Origin of the sequence: Corallococcus caeni (assembly GCF_036245865.1) — a bacterium.
GTDB classification, from domain to species: domain Bacteria; phylum Myxococcota; class Myxococcia; order Myxococcales; family Myxococcaceae; genus Corallococcus; species Corallococcus caeni.
The window spans coordinates 14606-32204 of record NZ_BTTW01000004.1; the positions used below are offsets into that span (position 1 = coordinate 14606).

Consider the following 17599-nt stretch of genomic DNA (forward strand, 5'->3'; position numbering starts at 1 on the left):
CGTGCGGCACACGCGCGTGCTACGCTGTCTTCGCCAACACTGCGGTGAGTGGAGGAGGATGATGAAGATTGAGCAGGATCGCGCCTACCGACCAGGTCTCGATCGAATCGAGGAAGCGGTGATTAGTTCGCATTTCATGCAGGAACTGTGCCGCAACCCACGCCTCGGCCTCTACGACGACGAGCTGTTCTCTGCTAAAGCGCTCACCATTTCGGCCCATATCCTGAATGACAAACTCCTGCCAAGTTTGGTCCGCGCCTCGGAGGCATTCGCCCGAGATCGGGCGAACGCTGCCAAGCGCCGGGCGCTCGAGCATTGCGTGCGCTTCGGACTCGACGATCCGGGCAAGCTCGGGCCCGCTGAGCTTATCACCGAGGTGATGTTTGATCGGCAGTTCCGTCGTGGTCCGCGGGAGACCTGTTCGCGAGACGTCATCCGCAACAAGGTGACGCAGCGGATCGCGATGGGTGCTCCCATCGACATGGTGATCCCGGCGCTGCCTTACAAGTTCTCCTGCCCGCTCAAGACGCGCGGCCAGCTCCCGGATCTCGCCGAAGCGAACTTCTTGCTCGGGCTCTACGAGATCGTGGTCTCGATCGAGGTTCTGTATCGCGAGGCACGCCCTGACCTTGAGGGGCCGCTGGCACGGTTTACGGTGATCTGCGACGGTAGCCGGTTCAACGCGCTGGTGAACGAACCGGAGACCGTGGTGGAGCTCTATCGGCGCGCTCTCGCCGGATGGATCCGAAGGCTGGGACTGGACGGCCACATTGAGCTCCTCGACTACCGCGCCGTTATCCAGGAGCGGCTCCCGCAGACGGCCCGCGCGGCCAAGGAGGCGCTTCGCCAACGCGCGCTTCATCAGTACTCGGAAGCGATGTGGGCGGTGTTCGACCCCTACGACATGGCGACGACCCTCAAGGCGGCGGCAAGGATCGACCCCGATCCGGAGCAGGGGAATCATGTCGGACGGTTCGTGTCGTTGTTGAAGTCGCTGGTCTTCATCGTGAACTACCGCAGCCTCGAGCATTACCGCGCGGCGTCCATCGAACGGTTTCGCGTGCTTTACCGGGAGCTGACCAGCCATCTCTTTGAACCGTTCGTTGAGTCCTTAGAGAAGGAGCAGCTGCGGCTGGCGATGCTGCGCGAGGTGTGGAGCACGGCAATCGCGTACATCGCCGAGATCAAGAGCGACCGCGAGCTCACCCACGAGCCGATATGTGTCTGCCTACCCGATCACCTGCGGTGGACGATCCACGCCAAGCCCGGTCAGCTGGGCCTCCTGACTCCCCTGGCCCTCGGCAAGCTCGTGCAGGCATGGGCCGGCGCCGCAGTCTTCAAGAGTACTGGCACGAACAGGATCAGGTTGTGTACCGTACCGGTGCTTGCCTTGGAGGGGACAGGTGCAATCCCGGTTCAAACCAGAGACACGAATGACGCGGCAGGACAGCCGCTCTTCTACATCGATCCGGACATCACCTTCGCGAGCATCGAAGAGTTCGTCGCCGACCTCCCAGTCCGGCTTGTGCGACGGCGAGCGAGCTAGCGGCGTGGCAGGACTAGGCATGGGTACCGGCAGTTCGGGTCCGCCACAGAAGCGGGCCCTCTTCTACGTGTTCGATGCCGGGACCGGTGTCGGCCACCTGCGTCGACTCTCTTCCATCGCGAGACAGCTCCAGGGCCGGTTCAGCTGCCTAGTCGTTACCGGCCACCGCGCGGCCGCGCACTGGTTTGTTCCCGAGGAGTGTGAGTACGTCCACCTGCCGAGCTGGGACAGCCTATTGGAGGCGAAGGCGCGGTACTGGGGGCGAGAGCCCTTCGTCGCGTTCGACAAGCGGCGCGCGATCCGGCTGCGCAGGGAGATACTCAGAGGGGTCGTGCGCGGCTTCCAGCCCGACGCGATCTTCGTCGACCACCTTCCGCTCGGCGCCGAGGAAGAGCTTTCAACCATCCTGAAGAACACGCGCTGCCGTAAGTACTTCGTCACCCGGGGCGTGCTGAACGAGACGGAGGATCTGCGCAGGCTGATCCTGGGCTCCAAGGCGCACCATTACCTGATGACACAGTACGACCGGATCTTTGTCGCCGCCGATTCGAAGGTGGTCGACTTCGCCAGGCAATACAACCTCCCGCCTGAGCTTCGCGCCAAGACGCTACACACGGGCTACGTCGCGCAGGGCATCTCCCCGGAGCTGATCGCCCGCGCGCGCGCCGACCGAGGCCTCGGAGACGACGACGTCTGGGTCGTGGCTTCGGCAGGCGGGGGGCAGATGGGCGAGCGGCTGATCGCTGGCTGCCTGGAACTCGCTTCCAAATTCAAGAACGTCGCGTTCGACATCGTGATGGGACCTCGGTCGAAGCTTACTTGGCCGGACCCTCACCGGACGGTGATCGTCCGCGAGCGACTTCACCTCCACAAAGAGGCCGCGCACATGCCATACCTCAACGCGAGCGCGGACCTCGTCATCTCGTCGGGCGGGTACAACACGCTGCAAGAGGCACTGCAGGGCAAGGCGAACATTCTGTGCTTTCCGTATCGCACTGACTTGCGGGACGAGCAGTACCAGCACGCGGTTCGGCTTCAGAGATTCGTCAATCTCAAGGTCTCAGTGGATCTCTCCGAGTTGGAGGGCCTGTTCGCCCGGGCGCTCCGCGAGTTGGGGCGGCATCGCCGCGCGGACCGTCGCGACGAGCTTGATCGTGCCGGTGCTGCGAACATCGAACGGATCGTGCTCGCGGACCTCGGCATCGAGCCGAACCCAACCGGGGCGCGCCGATGAAGTACGCGCGGGTCGGAGTCGTGGGGGCAGGGGTGATGGGCGTCGGCGTGGCGCAGAACCTCGCGCAGACTGGACACCGCGTCATGCTGGTGGACGTCTCCGAAGAAATCCTCGACAGGGCACGGGCTGAAATCGCAAAGGGGTTGCGGCTCGCCGCGATGTTCGAGCCCGCGGCGCGTGCGGCCGACCATTCAGCGATCCTTGAGCAGATTTCGATCACGACCGACTACGAACGGCTCGGCGACGTGGATTTCGTCGTCGAGAACACTACGGAGAGTTGGGCCGTGAAACAATCCGTCTATCCGCAGCTTGATCGGATTTGCCGAGACGACTGCATCCTCGCCGCCAATACGTCGGCCATCTCGATCGCCCGCCTCGCCAGCAGCACGCGGCGACCGGACCGCGTGATCGGCATGCACTTCATGAATCCCGTGCCCCGCAAGCCGCTGGTCGAGGTGATCCGCGGCGGGCCGACCAGCGAGGCGACGGTGGAGGCCGCGAAGACCTTCCTCCAGCAGATGGGGAAGCGGGCGATCGTGGTCAAGGACATGCCCGGTTTCGTCTCGAACCGAGTCCTGATGCTGACGATCAACGAAGCTATCTTCGTCGTCCAAGACGACGTCGCCAGCCCGGCCGACGTGGACGAGATCTTCATCCAGTGCTTCGCCCACAAGATGGGACCGCTCGCCACCGCCGACCTGATAGGGCTGGACACGGTCCTGCACTCACTCCAGGTGCTCGCCGACAGTTACGGCGATTCCAAGTACCGTCCCTGCCCACGCTTGGTACAGATGGTTCAGGCAGGCCTGCTCGGGCGCAAGTCGGGCCGCGGTTTCTTCGACTACACGGGACGGAGACTCACGTGAAGGATGTAAGGACACGAATCAGAGACTACTTCGACCAAGTCGTATCCGACTCGGTCAGCGACGAGGATGACATCTTCGCGCTGGGGCTCGTCAACTCCCTGTTTGGATTGCAGCTCGTCATGTTTGTCGAAAAGGAGTTCTCGATCATCGTCGAGAAGCAGGAACTCGACATCCGGCATTTCTCCTCAATCAGCGCACTGGTCACGTTCGTGGAGGGGAAACTCCAGCTCGCGTCCAGGGAGTCCGGGCATGGATCTGCGGCTGACTGATGAACAGCACGCCCGTCGCGAAGCCGCACGGCGGTTCGCCGCTGACGTGATCGAACCCTGGGCCGAGCGGATTGATCGCGAGGATACGACGCCTCCGTCGTTGCAGGCCGCACTTCGCGCGAGCGGGTATCTCGGCGCAGCGCTGCCCACCGAATGGGGCGGCGGGGGCATTGACCCGGTCAGCCACGGCTTGATGACCGAAGAGATCGGCAGGGTTTCCTCCTCTGTCCGGAGTCTGTTGACCGTGCACGACATGGGGGCGCAGGCAATCACGCGATTCGGCACCGCCGAACAGAAGGCGCGCTGGCTCCCTCCTCTCTGTGCGGGAGAGAAGATCATCGCCTTTGCCCTCTCGGAGCCAGATGTCGGCAGCGCGGCTCAGACCATCCAGACGCGAGCGGTCGAGCGCGGCAACACGCTTCTGCTGACCGGCGTTAAGCGCTGGATCACCTACGGATTGGTCGCAGACCTGTTCCTCGTATTCGCGCAGTGCGACGGCATGCCCGTCGCGCTGGTGGTGGAGCGCGAGACCGCGGGGCTGCACATCAAGCCGGTGACGAACGTCTTCGGCATGCGAGGGGCCATGCTTGCGGAGCTGCGCTTCGATGGTGTGGCGGTCTCAAGGGATTGTCAGATTGGTCCTACCGGCGCTGGCATTACTTTCGTGGCAAGCGCAGCGTTGGATCACGGGCGATTCTCTGTCGCGTGGGGCAGTACTGGGATCATCCAGGCGTGTCTCCACGCGTGCCTGGGATACGTCCAACAGCGGCGCCAGGGTGCATCGCGGCTGAAGGATTATCAGCTCATCCGTCGGCAACTCGCAGACATGCTGGTCGCGCACACCGCAGCCCGAGCGCTCTGCTACCGGAGCGCATGCCTGCGCGCACAGGGAGATCCGCGTGCGGTGATGGAAACCTCGCTGGCCAAGTATCATGCGTCCGCTGCGGCCATGCGTGTCGCGACCGACGCCGTCCACATGCACGGAGCTAACGGCTGCAGCGAGGACTATCCGGTGAGCCGCTACCTGCGCGACGCGACCGTAATGGGCATTGTTGAGGGGACGCACGAAATGCACCAGCTCGCGCTGGCGAGCTATGCCTTCCAGCGACCCTACCTGTTGGACTAATCTTCGAGGCAGGTATCCGAGATATGTCGACTAATGCCAGGCGGGACGACGACTCCGGGTCAGCGAACGTGGAGAACTCAGGGTGCATCAAGTGCGTGGTCTGGGACCTCGACGACACCCTGTGGCAGGGGACGCTGCTTGAGGGCGATGCGCTGGTCCTGACCCCTGGCGTGAAGGAAACCATCATCGAACTGGACCGCCGCGGCATCCTGCAGTCGATCGCCAGCAAGAACGATCACGCTGCCGCTTGGGAGCGGCTCACCGCCTACGGGCTGGATGAATACTTCCTTCATCCGCAGATCGGATGGACCAACAAGTCAGAGTCACTGCGGACGCTCGCCGAGCAGTTGGGGATTGGGACCAACGCCCTTGCGCTCGTCGACGACCAACCCTTCGAACGTGACGAGGTGCGCTTCTCGCTGCCGGAGGTCCTGACCATCGACGCCGCCGACATCAGCCTGCTGCTGCACCTGCCGGCGCTGCAACCCAGGTTCGTGACTAGCGAATCGAGGCTGCGCCGACGGATGTACAAGGCCGACCTCCGGCGAAAGCTGGCCGAGGAGACGTTCTCCGGCACTGGGCAGGACTTCCTCGCCACGCTGGGCACCGTGATCACGATCCGAGTGGCCCGCGAGGAGGACCTCCGCCGCGCGGAGGAGCTCACGGTGCGGACCAGTCAGCTCAACGCGACGGGACGCACGTACTCCCATGCCGAGTTGCACGCGCTGCTGTACTCCCGCGACCACCTCGTCCTGGTCTGCGAACTCGAGGATCGCTACGGCAGCGCCGGCACGATTGGCCTCTCGCTGGTCGAACTCGGTCAGTCCTGTTGGATCCTGAAGCTGCTAATCGTCTCCTGCCGGGTCGTCAGCCGGGGGGTCGGCGGCATCATGCTCACCCACATCCTCCAAGCTGCGAAGCGGAGGGGTGTAAAGCTGCGCGCCCTCTTCGTCCCCACTGATCGCAATCGCATGATGTATGTGACGTACAAGTTCAACGGCTTCGTCGAAGTGGGCGAGGAAGCTGGAACGACCTTGCTTGAGCACCCGCTGCAGGCGATCAGTCCCTACTCGCCGCACCTCACGGTCCGTTTGCCGGACGACGACCACGGACTCGGCTGAGGCGCTTCGTCACTCCAGACGCACCACGTCTTGATTGTAGCCCAGCTTCTTCAGCAGCCTGCGCTCCACTTCGGGCCACTCGGTCTTAATGATGCTGAACAGGACCGAATCCCTGATCCGGCCGTCTTTATAGATGAGGTGGTTGCGGATCAGTCCTTCTTCCACCGCACCGAGGATCTTCATCGCCGCCCGAGAGCTCAGGTTGAGCGGATCGGTGATGAGTTCGACGCGATTCACACCCCATCGGGTGAACGCATAGGTCAGCGAAAGCAGCCGGACCTCCGAGTTGATCAGCGTTCCGCGAGCATCTGGCGCATACCAAGTCGAGCCGATCGCGACGCGCAGATGGTCAGGCACCGCATCATAAAACCGCGTCGTGCCGACGATCTGGCCATCGGCTCGTCGTCGCACGGCGAACGGGAAGTGCTCGTTCTTCGCGTACCGCTCCATCGTGTAGTCGAACCACGGATCGAAGTCCTCGCCCGCACCGTTGAAGTTGATCGGGAAGTACGTCCAGATGCTCTGGTCCCTCGCCGCAGCAGCCCGCAGCGGCTCGCGGTGGTGAGCTCCCAGCGGATCGAGAACCACTCGCGGTCCGGACAGGAGACCGGGATGCGAGAACTTCATAGACCGTGACTCTACCAGCCAGGAAGATCCGATCAAGTGACAATCATTCGTCTCTTCCTCAGGAGATCAATGACGCGTTCGACACATCATTCTAATACGACTTGGTTACTTCAAGAATGCGTGAGGGCGGGCGGACTGTTCCCCAGGCATGACGCCAACGCAGCTGAAGCGGTTGGAGGGGGAGCTGGAGAGCTTCCTTGAGTCGATGTTCTCGGGCCTGGGCCGTGTAGAGCGGCGACGGGCGATGGACTGGTACATCAAGGGCCTGCTGCTCGAGGGTGAGCGCAAGAGTATCGACCCGATAGCGGGGAGGCTGGTGGAGGAGGCTGGCGAGAGGGAGGCCATGCGCCAGCGCCTCCAGCAGTGCGTCAGCGGCAGTGGCTGGGCGGACGAGGCGGTCATGCGCCGATTGGCACTGAAGCTGGAGGCGGACCTGCCGGACATCGAGACGTTGGTCCTGGATGACACGGGCTTCCCCAAGAAGGGCAAGCATTCGGTGGGCGTGGCCCGGCAGTACTCGGGCACTCTGGGCCGGACTGACAACTGCCAGGTGGCGGTCAGCCTTCATCTGGCGGGCGAGAAGGGCAGCGGCTGCATTGGAATGCGGCTGTATCTGCCGGCGGAATGGACGTCCGACTCCCAGCGCCTGCGGAAAGCGGGCGTGCCGGAGGACGTGACGTTCAAGACGAAGCGAGACATCGCCTTGGAGCTGATTGAGCGTGCGTTGGACTGGGGAGTGAAGCAGCGGCTATTCCTCGCAGACTGCGGGTACGGAAATGACATCGAGTTCCGCGAGGAGCTCACGCGCCGGGGACTGCCGTACATCGTCGGGATTCGGGGCGACTCGGTGGTCTGGCCTCCCGGATTCGCGCCCCCACCCATTCCCCCGAAGCCCACGGGCATGAGTGGGCCGGCTCGCACGCGCTACCATTATGGTGAAGCGAAGCCCGTTGCCGCCCAGAAGCTTGCCGCTGCCCTGCCACCCACCGCATGGAAGTCGGTGAGCTGGGGTGAAGGTTCCAAGGGGCGCTCTCGCTTCGCAGCGCTGCGCATCCGCATTGGCCATGGGCACTCGGTGGGGCTGGCCCCGGGCGACGAGCAGTGGTTGCTCTGCGAATGGCCCAGGAACGAGGAGGGCCCCACCAAGTTCCATCTCTCCACGCTGCCGGCGGCCACCTCCCTCAAGCAGTTGGTGCGCCTCACCAAGCTGCGCTGGCGCGTCGAGCGGGACTACCAGGAGATGAAGAGCGAAGTCGGCCTTGACCACTTCGAAGGGCGCACGTGGCGTGGCTTCCACCACCACGCCACCCTCTGCGCCGTCGCCCATGGATTCCTCGCGCTCCGTCGGGCGCTTTTCCCCCCGGAGCCGAGTGCACTGGACGCTGCCGATGGTGCGTCGCGCGCTTCAGCCCCTCCTGCTCCAGCAGATTGGCACCTGCCCGCTCTGCAACAGGGCCATCAGACCCAGAGCTCCGCCTGAGCTGCCCTCACGGATGTGACCAAGTCGTACTAAGCGGACAGTTCGCATCCAAGACCGCCGAGAGTGGTGTCTTCCGGCTCCTCCTGACGGGAACCGACGATTCATCGGTGATCGCGAACGATGACCCGAAGGTTGCAAAGGGGCGCCAAGAGGGGAGAGCCGAGCTCCTCAATAGCCTGCTGAAGAGTGCTAGCGAGCGGCTAGCTGACCTGGGCGACGTTGGAGGCCTCACCGACGAGCGCGACCGCCTCGCGCGCATTGAGGCTGCGCTGCAAACGGCCATCTCAGAACGAACCGCCGCACAGGCAAGTGCAGCACCGCTGGAGGCGAAGCGGCGTGAAGCGTGGACTGCACTGCGTGTCGTCGACTCGAAGCTTGCGGTCATGGCTGAGTTGCAGACGCGGTTTGACCTCCTGCAGGAGCAGTACTCTTCCGACCTTCGACGTTTGGAAGCGATTGCCGAGGCGGGCGTGCGCCTCGACCAGCTCAAGGAAGAGCGCTGTCCAATGTGCGGTGCCCTGGCGGAGCACCACGAGAACGCCCACCGAGAAGTGCGGCTCGCTCCTTCAGGCGTGTTCCAGGCGTGCAAGGCGGAGTCTGCCAAGACTTTCAAGCTTCTTCAGGACCTGCAGGTGACTCGCACGGCGACCGCAGTCGAGGCAGAGCAGCTCCGAAGCGTGCGTGCGGCACGGCAACAGGAGTTCGACGCGATTGCAGCGGAGTTAAAAGCTCTCCTGGAACAGCACGTCGACGTCGCGACAAAGAAGGTCGATGAACTGCGAGCGCGTGAGGGCACCTCTCGCAAGGCACTCGAACTGCTCGAGAGTACCCAGGAGTTGGCAGCGCTCCTTGAGGAGGCGAACACACCGAAGAAGAAGGAACGGGCCGAAGGGCCGAGTTCTGCGGTGAGCACTGCGCAGGCCGATCCTTTCAGTAGAGAGGTCGAGACACTTCTCCGGGCCTGGCACTTCCCGGCCTCTGAGCGGGTCTCATTCAGCGAGAACGACCAAGACGTCGTCATCTCCAGTCGCGCACGGAAGAGTCACGGTAAGGGCGTTCGTGCGATCATCAGAGCAGCATTCAACCTCGCGCTCTTGCGCCTCTGCGTGAAGGACGAGCGTCCGTTCCCCAACTTCGTACTCATCGATTCACCATTGCTCGTCTATGAAGAGCCGGATGCAGACGAAGCCTCGTTCCCACAAGACGTCAAAAAACACTTCTGGGAGAGTGTGAAGTCGTCCTTCGTCGACGCACAGGTCATCATCATCGAAAACAGCAAGCAGTTGCCGAACGATGGAACCATCGGCGGCGTGAACCTCGTGCTCTTCACTGGGAACGACCAGGGGCGCCGAGGGTTCATCCCACAGGCGGGGACCGCTACGTGAGTTCCGGTGTGGCTTCGCGGGACGGCGCCCAGGGGCGCGTTCGGACTGCGAGGCCCCCCGCCATCCGGAACGGCCTGTCGCCACGCCACGCGCCAAACGTAGGCGCCTTTTGCGGCGCTCCTTGTGGGCTGCCTCGGCCCGTGCACTTCTGCGCGGGCCACTGGAAGGTTCAGCACAGGAAGGGGCGAACGCGGGCGCATCCTCGGGTTGTCTTCCCAGCCTAGAAGCCTCTTTCGGGGGCATGCGCCCCGCGTGGAGAAGAGCGGAGAGGCGGGGACAGAGGGCTGTGCGCCTGTCGAAAAGCGCGGCCAAGACAGTCTGAGAGCCGTCTCGGAGAGTCTGCGCCGCGCGACGAAATCGTGAGTACCTGGTAACTGCCAGCCGGGTTTCGCTCTCTCGGTTAACAAGTAGCCCGATTCGTCATTCTGAAAGAGGGAAATGGCGTAACCCTGGAAGGTACGACATCGAAAGCCCTGGATTGTCAGAATCGGCTGCCCTTGGTGGTTAACAAAACTGTTAACCACTCTCGGCCTCTCTCTCCCCAAAACGGGTGAAAGAGCGGTCCAGAGAGCCCAATCGGTGGCGGAGGAGAGGGAGGATCTCGCCCTGCGGGGTAGAGGGTCGAGAGCACCCTCTTCGCCAACGCGAACCAAAATCCCTTGGGATTCAGCGGCTTAAGCACGAAGGCCCCGCGATACTCATCGCGAGGCCCGTTTAAAACAAAAGGGCCCTACCGGTTGGTAGGGCCCTTCGTTCAGCTCCCCGACGTGGACTCGAACCACGGACATGGTGATTAACAGTCACCCGCTCTACCAGCTGAGCTATCGGGGAATATGTCCCGTCGCGGCGGTGCGTTGCCGTGACGAGGCGCTTTCTAGAGAACCGAGCCTGCCCTGTCAACTGTCCTGTTCGATCCGATCTCCCGGCTTACTTCGCAGCCCTGGTCCGCACTGGAGGGCCTGGGCCCTGTCGTGTCCGACGCGCTTGCCCGCGTCCTCTCGGGGGACCCCGCCGAGCGCGTCCTCGACCGGACCCTGCGGGCCCACCGCGACCTGTCCCGCGACGGGCGCCAGGCGCTGAAGGAGGCCGTCTTCAACGTGGGGCTCTGGCGCCGCCGCCTGGGGTTCCTCCTAGACTCGCCGGACGCGCCGCCGTCCCAGCTCCTCTTCGCGCTCCTGCATGGCCTGGTGGGCGTTCCCGCCCCGGAGGCCGCGGCGTGGGCGGGGCTCCCGGCTCCGGTGCCGCTGCGCACGGAGGCGCCCCCAACGCTGGCGCTCCGGGCTTCGCTGCCGGACTGGCTCGCGGACCACTTCTCCCGGGAGCTGGGGACGGAGGCGACGGACTTCTGCGCCCACCTCAACGTGCCGGGCCCCATCACGCTCCGCGTGAATCCGGCCCGCATCTCCCGTGAGGCCCTGGCCGCACGCCTGGCCTCCGAGGGCGTCGCGACCCGCCCCGGTTCCTGGAGCCCGCTGGCCCTTCACGTCGACGGACCCCGGCCGAACCTCTACGCCCTGCCGTCCCTTCGCGAGGGCCTGTTCGAGGTCCAGGACGAGGGCAGTCAACTCCTGGGCCTCCTCGTGGAGGCCCGGCCCGGGGAGGCCGTGCTGGACCTTTGCGCCGGGGCAGGGGGCAAGACGCTCCAGCTGGGGGCCGCCATGAAGGACTCCGGCCGGCTGCTCGCCTACGACCCGGATGCGGAGCGGTTGGACCGGCTCCAACAACGCGCCTCCCGCGCCGGGCTCACCCGCGTCCAGGTCCTCAGGACGCCTCCCTCGGCGGGGCTGAACGCCGACCGCGTCCTCGCGGACGTTCCCTGTTCCGAGCTGGGCTCCCTCCGCCGGGGCCCGGACCTCCGCTTCCGGCTTGCCCCGGAGTCGCTCTCCCAGCACGCCGCCGTCCAGCGGGACATCCTGGCCCGGGCCGGGGACGTGGTGCGCCCGGGCGGCCGGGTCGTCTACGCGACGTGCACCGTCAACCGCGCGGAGAACCAGGACGTGGTCGCGGACTTCCTCCGCTCTCGCCCGGACTTCCGGGTCATCACTCCGGGCGCCGGGTGGCTTCCGGACGCGTGCCTCCAGGACGGGTTCCTCTTCGTCACGCCCCACCGGCACGGCACGGATGGGTTCTTCGCGGCGGTGCTCGAACGAAGCGCGGAGGGGTAGGGCGGGGGCCAGTCCCGAACTGGTCCGACTGTCGGACCCGTTGGGCGGCTCCCCTCCGGCGACGGGCAGGCGGACGAGCGCTCCACGGGGCCTCGTTCCTCCGTCCTGCGGTACTCAACGCTTCCGGGCATGGCCTCCCTGAATCACCGTGTCCCCTCCGCACCGGGTGCTATGAAGCGCTGCGTGCGTTGGCTCAAGCCCCTTCCGCTCCGCCCCCGGGACACGGTGCAGGTCGTCGCCCCCGCGGGCCCCTTCGAGCAGGCCCCCTTCGAGGCGGGTCTGCGCATCCTCTCCGAACGCTACAGCCCGGTGGTCCGCCCCGACATCGGCGCTTCGCACCGCTACCTCGCGGGGGACGACGCCCGCCGCCAGGAGGAGCTGTCCCACGCGTTCCTCGACCGCGCGACCCGCGCCATCTTCTGTGCTCGGGGTGGCTATGGCAGCTCGCGCCTCCTGCCGGAGCTGCCGCTCGACAAGGCCAACCCCGTCTCCTTCACCGGCTTCTCCGACCTGACGTCCATCCACTGCGCGCTCCAGGCCCTGGGCCGCGTGTCCTTCCACGCGCCCGTTCTCACGCAGCTGGGCCGCCAGTCCACCCAGGTCCACGACTACCTCTTCCGTCTGCTCGAATCCGCGGAGGCCCCGCCGCCCCTCACCGGCAACGCCACCTACGTGCCCGGCACCGCCGAGGGCGTCCTCGTGGGCGGCAACCTGTCCGTGTTCTCGCGGCTCCTGGGCACGCCGTACATGCCGCCGCTCGACGGCGCCGTGCTCCTCCTGGAGGACGTCACCGAGCGCCCCTACCGCATCGACCGCATGTGGACCCACCTGCGGCTCGCCGGGGTCTTCTCCCGCGTGCGCGGCATCGTCCTGGGGGACTTCACCGCCTGCGAGGAGAAGGACGCGACCTACTCCAGCGCGGACGTGCTCCGCGAGCTGGCCCGGGACGCGAAGCTGCCCTGCGCCGCGGGCTTCCCCATTGGCCATGGCGCCATCAACTACCCCGTGGCCCTGGGCACCCACGTGCGCCTGGACGCGGACGCCGCGCGCCTCACGTTCCTCGAAGGCGCGGTGAGCCCCGGATGAGCCAGCACCCCATCGCCAACCTCCAGGCCGTGCTGGATGACGGCGTGGAGCTGGGCATCTTCCCCGCCGCCCAGGCCGTGGTGCTCCACAAGGGCATGCAGGTCTTCGGCGGCGTCGCCGGCAACGTGAAGGGCGACACGCGCTTCGACCTCGCGTCCCTCACCAAGGTCCTCTCCACCACCGCGCTCTTCCTGCGCCTGTGGACCGAGGGCAAGGTGGGCCCGGACACGCTCGTGTCCCGCTACTTCCCCGGCTCGCCCGCGGGCGACGCGGGCGTCACCGTCGCGGACCTGCTCTACCACCGCTCCGGCCTGCCTCCCTTCGTCCCGTTCTTCGCGGACGCCCTCAAGGCCCACCCGGAGTTGCTCGACGCGGCCTGCCCCGCGACCCTCCGGGCCCAGGTCCACGCGGAGGTGCTGCACGCCGCCGCCGCCACGCCGCTCGATGCGCCCGTGCGCACGAAGACCGCGTACAGCGACGTGGGCTTCATCCTCCTGGGGGACATCCTCGCCCGCGCCGGGGGCGCGCCGCTGGACGTGCTCTTCCACCGCCACGTCGCGGAGCCGCTGGACCTCAAGGCCCGCTTCCACCGCCTCACCGACTTCCCCGTGGACGGCGCCACCGCGCCCACCGGCGCCATGCGCCCCCGCGAGCCCGCGCCCGGCCAGGAGTCGCTGTGGAAGGACGTGCCGTCCCAGCCGTCCCGCCCCGGAGAGGTGGACGACGACAACGCCTGGGTGCTGGACGGCGTCGCGGGACACGCGGGCCTCTTCGGCACCGCCGTGGACGTGGCGCGGTTCGGCCAGGCCGTGCTGGAGGGCGCCGCGGGCACGCATGCCGCGATTGCTCCGGGGCCCTTGTGGCACCGCGCGCTCGCCACGGATCCGCTGGTGGCGGGCAGCACCCGCTCCATGGGCTTCGACTCGCCGTCGAAGGGCCATTCCAGCGCGGGCCGCTTCATCGGCGACACGCCTCCGGGCGCGGTGGGCCACCTGGGCTTCACCGGCACCAGCCTCTGGGTGGACCTGAGGCGGTCGCTCGTCGTCGCGCTCATCACCAACCGCGTGGCCCAGGGCCGTCAGGACCTGCGCATCCGCGACTTCCGCCCCGCCTTCCACGAGCTCGTCGTGGAGGCGCTCGACCTCCACGTCCTCCCCTGAGGAAACCGCAGCATGGCTGACGACAACGGCAACGTCCTCGACACCCTCGACCCGAAGTCCGTGCGCCGCATCCACCTGGTGGGCGTGGCCGGCACCGGCATGGGGTCCTTCGCCGGCATGCTCAAGGCCGCCGGCTACGACGTCACCGGCAGCGACGAGAACGTCTACCCGCCCATGAGCGACATGCTCCGGACGTGGGGCATCCCCGCCAGCAGCCCGTACTCGCCCGCCAACCTGGACGCGGCGAAGCCGGACCTGGTCATCATCGGCAACGTCATCCGCCGGGTGAACCCGGAGGCCACCGCCGTGCGCGAGCGGGGCCTCAAGCAGATGTCCTTCCCGGCGGCGCTGGGCTCGCTCTTCCTGGACCACTCGCACTCCGTCGTCGTGGCCGGCACGCACGGCAAGACGACGACGTCCTCGCTCATGGCCCACGTGCTGGTGGCCGCGGGGAAGGACCCGTCCTTCCTCGTGGGCGGCGTCACCCAGAACTACGCGGGCAACTACCGCGTGGGGAAGGGCCCGCACTTCGTCGTCGAAGGCGACGAGTACGACACCGCCTACTGGGACAAGGGCTCCAAGTTCCTCCACTACCGCCCGCGCACCGCCATCGTCACCAGCGTGGAGTTCGACCACGCGGACATCTTCCGCGACCTGCCTCACTACGAGGCCACGTTCGAGAAGTTCGTGCGCCTGGTGCCGACGGACGGTCAGCTCGTCGTCTGCGCCGCGTACCCCAACGCCGTGCGCATCGCGCGCGAGGGCACCGCGCCCGTCATCACCTACGTGGCCAGGGAGGGCGCGGACGCGGACTACACGCCGAGCAACCTCTCCTTCGGCCCGGAGGGCGCCCGCTTCAACGTCCTGGAGAAGGGGCAGGACCTGGGCACCGTGACGCTGCCGATGTCCGGCGCGCACAACGTGGAGAACGCGCTCGCGGTCATCGCCGCCGCGCGCGGCCTGGGGCTCACCTTCGCTGAAATCCAGCAGGGCCTGTCCACCTTCCAGGGCGTGAAGCGCCGGCAGGAGGTGCGCGCGGAGATTGAAGGCGTGCTCGTGGTGGACGACTTCGCGCACCACCCCACCGCCGTGCGGGAGACCATCGCCGCCATCCACCACCGCTACCCGGACCGGCGCCTGTGGGCCATCTTCGAGCCGCGCTCCAACACCAGCCGCCGCAACATCCACCAGGAGGACTACGCGCACGCCTTCCCCGGCGCCGCGCGCGCCAGCCTCAAGGTGCCCGAGCGCCACGACAAGGTGCCCGAGGGCGAGGAGCTCAACGTCCCCAAGCTCATCGAGGCGCTCAAGGGCCAGGGCATCGCCGCGGACGGCGCCACCGACGTGCAGACGCTGGTGGACCGCGTCGCTGCCGAGGCGAAGGCCGGCGACGTGCTGCTCGTGATGAGCAACGGCGCGTTCGGCGGCTTCATCGAAAAGCTGCTCACCGCCCTGAAGGCCCGGGCGGGGAAGGGGACCTGAGCCATGCGCCGTCCGTTCCTGCTCTCGCTGGGAGCCCTGGCGTTCGCCCTGGGCTGTGCCTCGTCGTCGCCTTCGTCGCTGCCGCCGCTCACGGACCGGACCGGTGAGGCTCCGCGCTCCAGCAGCTCCGCCCTGCAGTCGTCGGGCCGGGGCACGGGCCAGCCGCTGTCCTTCCAGGTGAAGCACTACCCGGACAACACCCCGTATGACTTGAAGAGCGACCGGGGACAGGTCGTCCTCCTGGACGTCTGGGCCACGTGGTGCGAGCCCTGCAAGGACGCGCTGCCCATGTACGCGCAGCTGCAGAAGGAATACGGCAAGCGCGGCTTCAAGGCCTACGCCCTCAACGTGGACGAGGACGTGCGCGCCATTCCGACCTTCCTGGAGGAGGCGAAGGTGGAGGTGCCCATCCTCCTGGACGCCAACGCGCTGGTCTCCGAGCGCCTGCTGAAGGTGCGGCTGATGCCCACCACCTTCCTGATTGACCGCAAGGGCGTCATCCGGCACGTGCACGAGGGCTTCGCCGAGGAGTTCCTCCAGCAATTCCAGACGGAGATTGAGCAACTGCTCGCCGAGCCCGCCTCCTAGCGCGCACCCGAGGGAAACGCACTCATGGCCCACGACCTGGACACGCCCGCCGCGCTGCGCCGCACCGCGGAGGAGGGCGCGCGCATGGCCGGCCGCATCCTCCGCGAGCGCTTCCCGCAGCACCGCACCATCGAGTTCAAGGGCGGCATCGACCTGGTCACCGACGCGGACCGCGCCTCCGAGGCCGCGCTGCTGGACTTCCTGCGCCAGCGCCACCCGCACCACGCCATCCTCGCGGAGGAGAGCGGCGCGTCGCAGGGCAGCGACACCTTCCGCTGGCTGGTGGATCCGCTGGACGGCACCACCAACTACTCGCACCAGGTGCCGCACTTCTGCGTCAGCGTGGCGGTGGAGGGGCCGGAGGGCACCGTCGCGGGCGCCGTCTACGACCCCATGCGCGACGAGCTCTTCTCCGCCGCGAAGGGGCAGGGCGCCACGCTCAACGGCGTGCCCCTGAAGGCCAGCCCCACGGACACGCTGGAGCGGGCGCTCTTGTGCACGGGCTTCCCCTACGACGTGCGCGAGCGCCCGGACCTGCCCGTGGGCCTCTTCTCCCAGCTCATCCTGCTGGCGCAGGGCATGCGCCGCACCGGCAGCGCGGCGCTGGACCTGGCGTACGTCGCGGCCGGCCGCTTCGACGGCTACTTCGAGTTCGGCCTCAAGCCCTGGGACATCGCCGCGGGCGGCCTGCTGGTGGCGGAGGCCGGGGGCGTCATCGTGCACATCGACGGGCGGCCCTTCGACGTGCTCAAGGGCGACGTGCTGGCGAGCGGCGCGCGCCTGGCGCCCCAGCTCATGGCCCAGGCGAAGCGCTTCCTGGACGAAATCGGCTGGACGCCGCGCGACTAGAAGAAGCTCTCCGGCACGAAGACGATGTCGCCGGCCTGGAGCAGGAAGTTGCGCTCCCGGCCCACGCCGATGTCCTCCACGGGCACGCGAATCTTGCGCTCCTGCCCGTCGATGACGCGCGTGACGAGCGTGTTGTTCTTCGCCGCGAGCTTGGTGAAGCCACCGGCCAGCGTAATCGCCTGGATGATGGACATCTCGCCGGTGACGGGGAAGGTGCCGGGCTTCTGCACCTCGCCGAAGACGAAGATCTTCTGTGAGTTGTACTCCCGCACCAGCACGGACACCTGCGGGTGTCTCAGGTAGCGCGCCAGGCAGTCGCGCAGCGTGTCCGCCGCGGCGCTGGCGGTGCGGCCGGACAGCTCCACCTTGCCGCACAGCGGATAGTCGATGGTGCCTTCCGGCGACACGCGCCAGGTGCCGGAGTGCTCGGGCTCCTGGAAGACGCGCACCTCCACCACGTCCCCCGGGCCCAGGTTGCCGCCGGACGTCGCCGCGGCCTGCGTGGACGCGGCGGGCGTGGGCGGAGGGGGCGGCGGACGCGTGTCCGCGTGGCACGCGCACAGGAGCGCGAGGAGGCACGGAAGCAGGACGGTGAGCCGCGAGGAACGCATGGGC

General features: G+C 66.8%; 16 protein-coding genes and 1 tRNA gene. 14 read left to right on the plus strand and 3 right to left on the minus strand.

The features are described 5' to 3' along the window. Positions 1–58 precede the first annotated feature (58 nt). From AABA78_RS18305 to AABA78_RS18330, 6 genes are all read left to right on the plus strand, one after another. On the plus strand, positions 59–1546 hold the full coding sequence (locus AABA78_RS18305; protein ID WP_338264318.1) for an L-tyrosine/L-tryptophan isonitrile synthase family protein: 1488 nt from the start codon (positions 59–61) through the stop codon (positions 1544–1546). A gap of 19 nt (positions 1547–1565) precedes the next feature. Continuing rightward, a complete protein-coding gene (locus AABA78_RS18310; RefSeq protein WP_338264319.1) occupies positions 1566–2780 on the plus strand; it encodes a glycosyltransferase in 1215 nt (404 codons plus the stop codon). Beyond that, entirely contained in the window at positions 2777–3646 is an 870-nt protein-coding gene (locus tag AABA78_RS18315; RefSeq protein WP_338264320.1) for a 3-hydroxyacyl-CoA dehydrogenase family protein, read from the plus strand. Before AABA78_RS18310 ends, AABA78_RS18315 begins: the two co-directional genes overlap by 4 nt. Further along, positions 3643–3915, plus strand: a complete 273-nt coding sequence (locus tag AABA78_RS18320) for an acyl carrier protein (RefSeq protein WP_338264321.1) — start codon at positions 3643–3645, stop codon at positions 3913–3915. The genes AABA78_RS18315 and AABA78_RS18320 overlap by 4 nt, the downstream gene beginning before the upstream one ends. After that, the gene (locus tag AABA78_RS18325; protein WP_338264322.1) at positions 3896–5041 is read left to right on the plus strand and encodes an acyl-CoA dehydrogenase family protein; all 1146 of its coding nucleotides are present in this window, start codon (positions 3896–3898) and stop codon (positions 5039–5041) included. Before AABA78_RS18320 ends, AABA78_RS18325 begins: the two co-directional genes overlap by 20 nt. Before the next feature lie 95 nt (positions 5042–5136). Beyond that, positions 5137–6162, plus strand: a complete 1026-nt coding sequence (locus tag AABA78_RS18330) for an HAD-IIIC family phosphatase (protein WP_338264323.1) — start codon at positions 5137–5139, stop codon at positions 6160–6162. A gap of 9 nt (positions 6163–6171) precedes the next feature. On the opposite strand, the gene AABA78_RS18335 is transcribed toward AABA78_RS18330, so the two are convergent. Continuing rightward, positions 6172–6789 (minus strand): GNAT family N-acetyltransferase, encoded by a 618-nt coding sequence (locus AABA78_RS18335; RefSeq protein ID WP_338264324.1) that lies wholly within the window; start codon positions 6787–6789, stop codon positions 6172–6174. 148 nt (positions 6790–6937) lie between these two features. Between AABA78_RS18335 and AABA78_RS18340 the strand changes: the two genes are divergently transcribed. Continuing rightward, positions 6938–8269, plus strand: a complete 1332-nt coding sequence (locus AABA78_RS18340; protein WP_338264325.1) for an IS701 family transposase — start codon at positions 6938–6940, stop codon at positions 8267–8269. Positions 8270–8376: 107 nt separating this feature from the next. Further along, positions 8377–9654 carry a hypothetical protein gene (locus AABA78_RS18345; RefSeq protein ID WP_338264326.1) on the plus strand — a complete coding sequence of 426 codons (1278 nt, stop codon included), beginning with the start codon at positions 8377–8379 and terminating at the stop codon, positions 9652–9654. A 758-nt stretch (positions 9655–10412) separates the two neighbouring features. Here AABA78_RS18345 and AABA78_RS18350 read toward each other — a convergent pair. Further along, a tRNA-Asn gene (locus AABA78_RS18350) sits at positions 10413–10485 on the minus strand. Between the two features lie 140 nt (positions 10486–10625). Here AABA78_RS18350 and AABA78_RS18355 point away from each other — a divergent pair. The 6 genes from AABA78_RS18355 (at position 10626) to AABA78_RS18380 (ending at position 16984) form a co-directional block, all read left to right on the plus strand. Further along, on the plus strand, positions 10626–11819 hold the full coding sequence (locus AABA78_RS18355; protein ID WP_338264327.1) for an RsmB/NOP family class I SAM-dependent RNA methyltransferase: 1194 nt from the start codon (positions 10626–10628) through the stop codon (positions 11817–11819). 171 nt (positions 11820–11990) lie between these two features. Then, complete coding sequence (locus tag AABA78_RS18360; RefSeq protein WP_338265120.1) at positions 11991–12905, plus strand: S66 peptidase family protein; 915 nt, start codon at positions 11991–11993, stop codon at positions 12903–12905. Beyond that, on the plus strand, positions 12902–14065 hold the full coding sequence (locus AABA78_RS18365) for a serine hydrolase domain-containing protein (RefSeq protein WP_338264328.1): 1164 nt from the start codon (positions 12902–12904) through the stop codon (positions 14063–14065). The genes AABA78_RS18360 and AABA78_RS18365 overlap by 4 nt, the downstream gene beginning before the upstream one ends. Before the next feature lie 12 nt (positions 14066–14077). After that, the gene (gene mpl, locus AABA78_RS18370; protein WP_338264329.1) at positions 14078–15547 is read left to right on the plus strand and encodes a UDP-N-acetylmuramate:L-alanyl-gamma-D-glutamyl-meso-diaminopimelate ligase; all 1470 of its coding nucleotides are present in this window, start codon (positions 14078–14080) and stop codon (positions 15545–15547) included. A gap of 3 nt (positions 15548–15550) precedes the next feature. Continuing rightward, positions 15551–16135 (plus strand): TlpA family protein disulfide reductase, encoded by a 585-nt coding sequence (locus AABA78_RS18375; RefSeq protein ID WP_338264330.1) that lies wholly within the window; start codon positions 15551–15553, stop codon positions 16133–16135. A 24-nt stretch (positions 16136–16159) separates the two neighbouring features. Continuing rightward, the gene (locus tag AABA78_RS18380) at positions 16160–16984 is read left to right on the plus strand and encodes an inositol monophosphatase family protein (protein ID WP_338264331.1); all 825 of its coding nucleotides are present in this window, start codon (positions 16160–16162) and stop codon (positions 16982–16984) included. Here the strand turns inward: AABA78_RS18380 and AABA78_RS18385 are convergent. Continuing rightward, positions 16981–17595, minus strand: a complete 615-nt coding sequence (locus tag AABA78_RS18385; protein WP_338264332.1) for a polysaccharide biosynthesis/export family protein — start codon at positions 17593–17595, stop codon at positions 16981–16983. The two genes, AABA78_RS18380 and AABA78_RS18385, sit on opposite strands and share 4 nt — an antisense overlap. Positions 17596–17599: the final 4 nt, after the last annotated feature.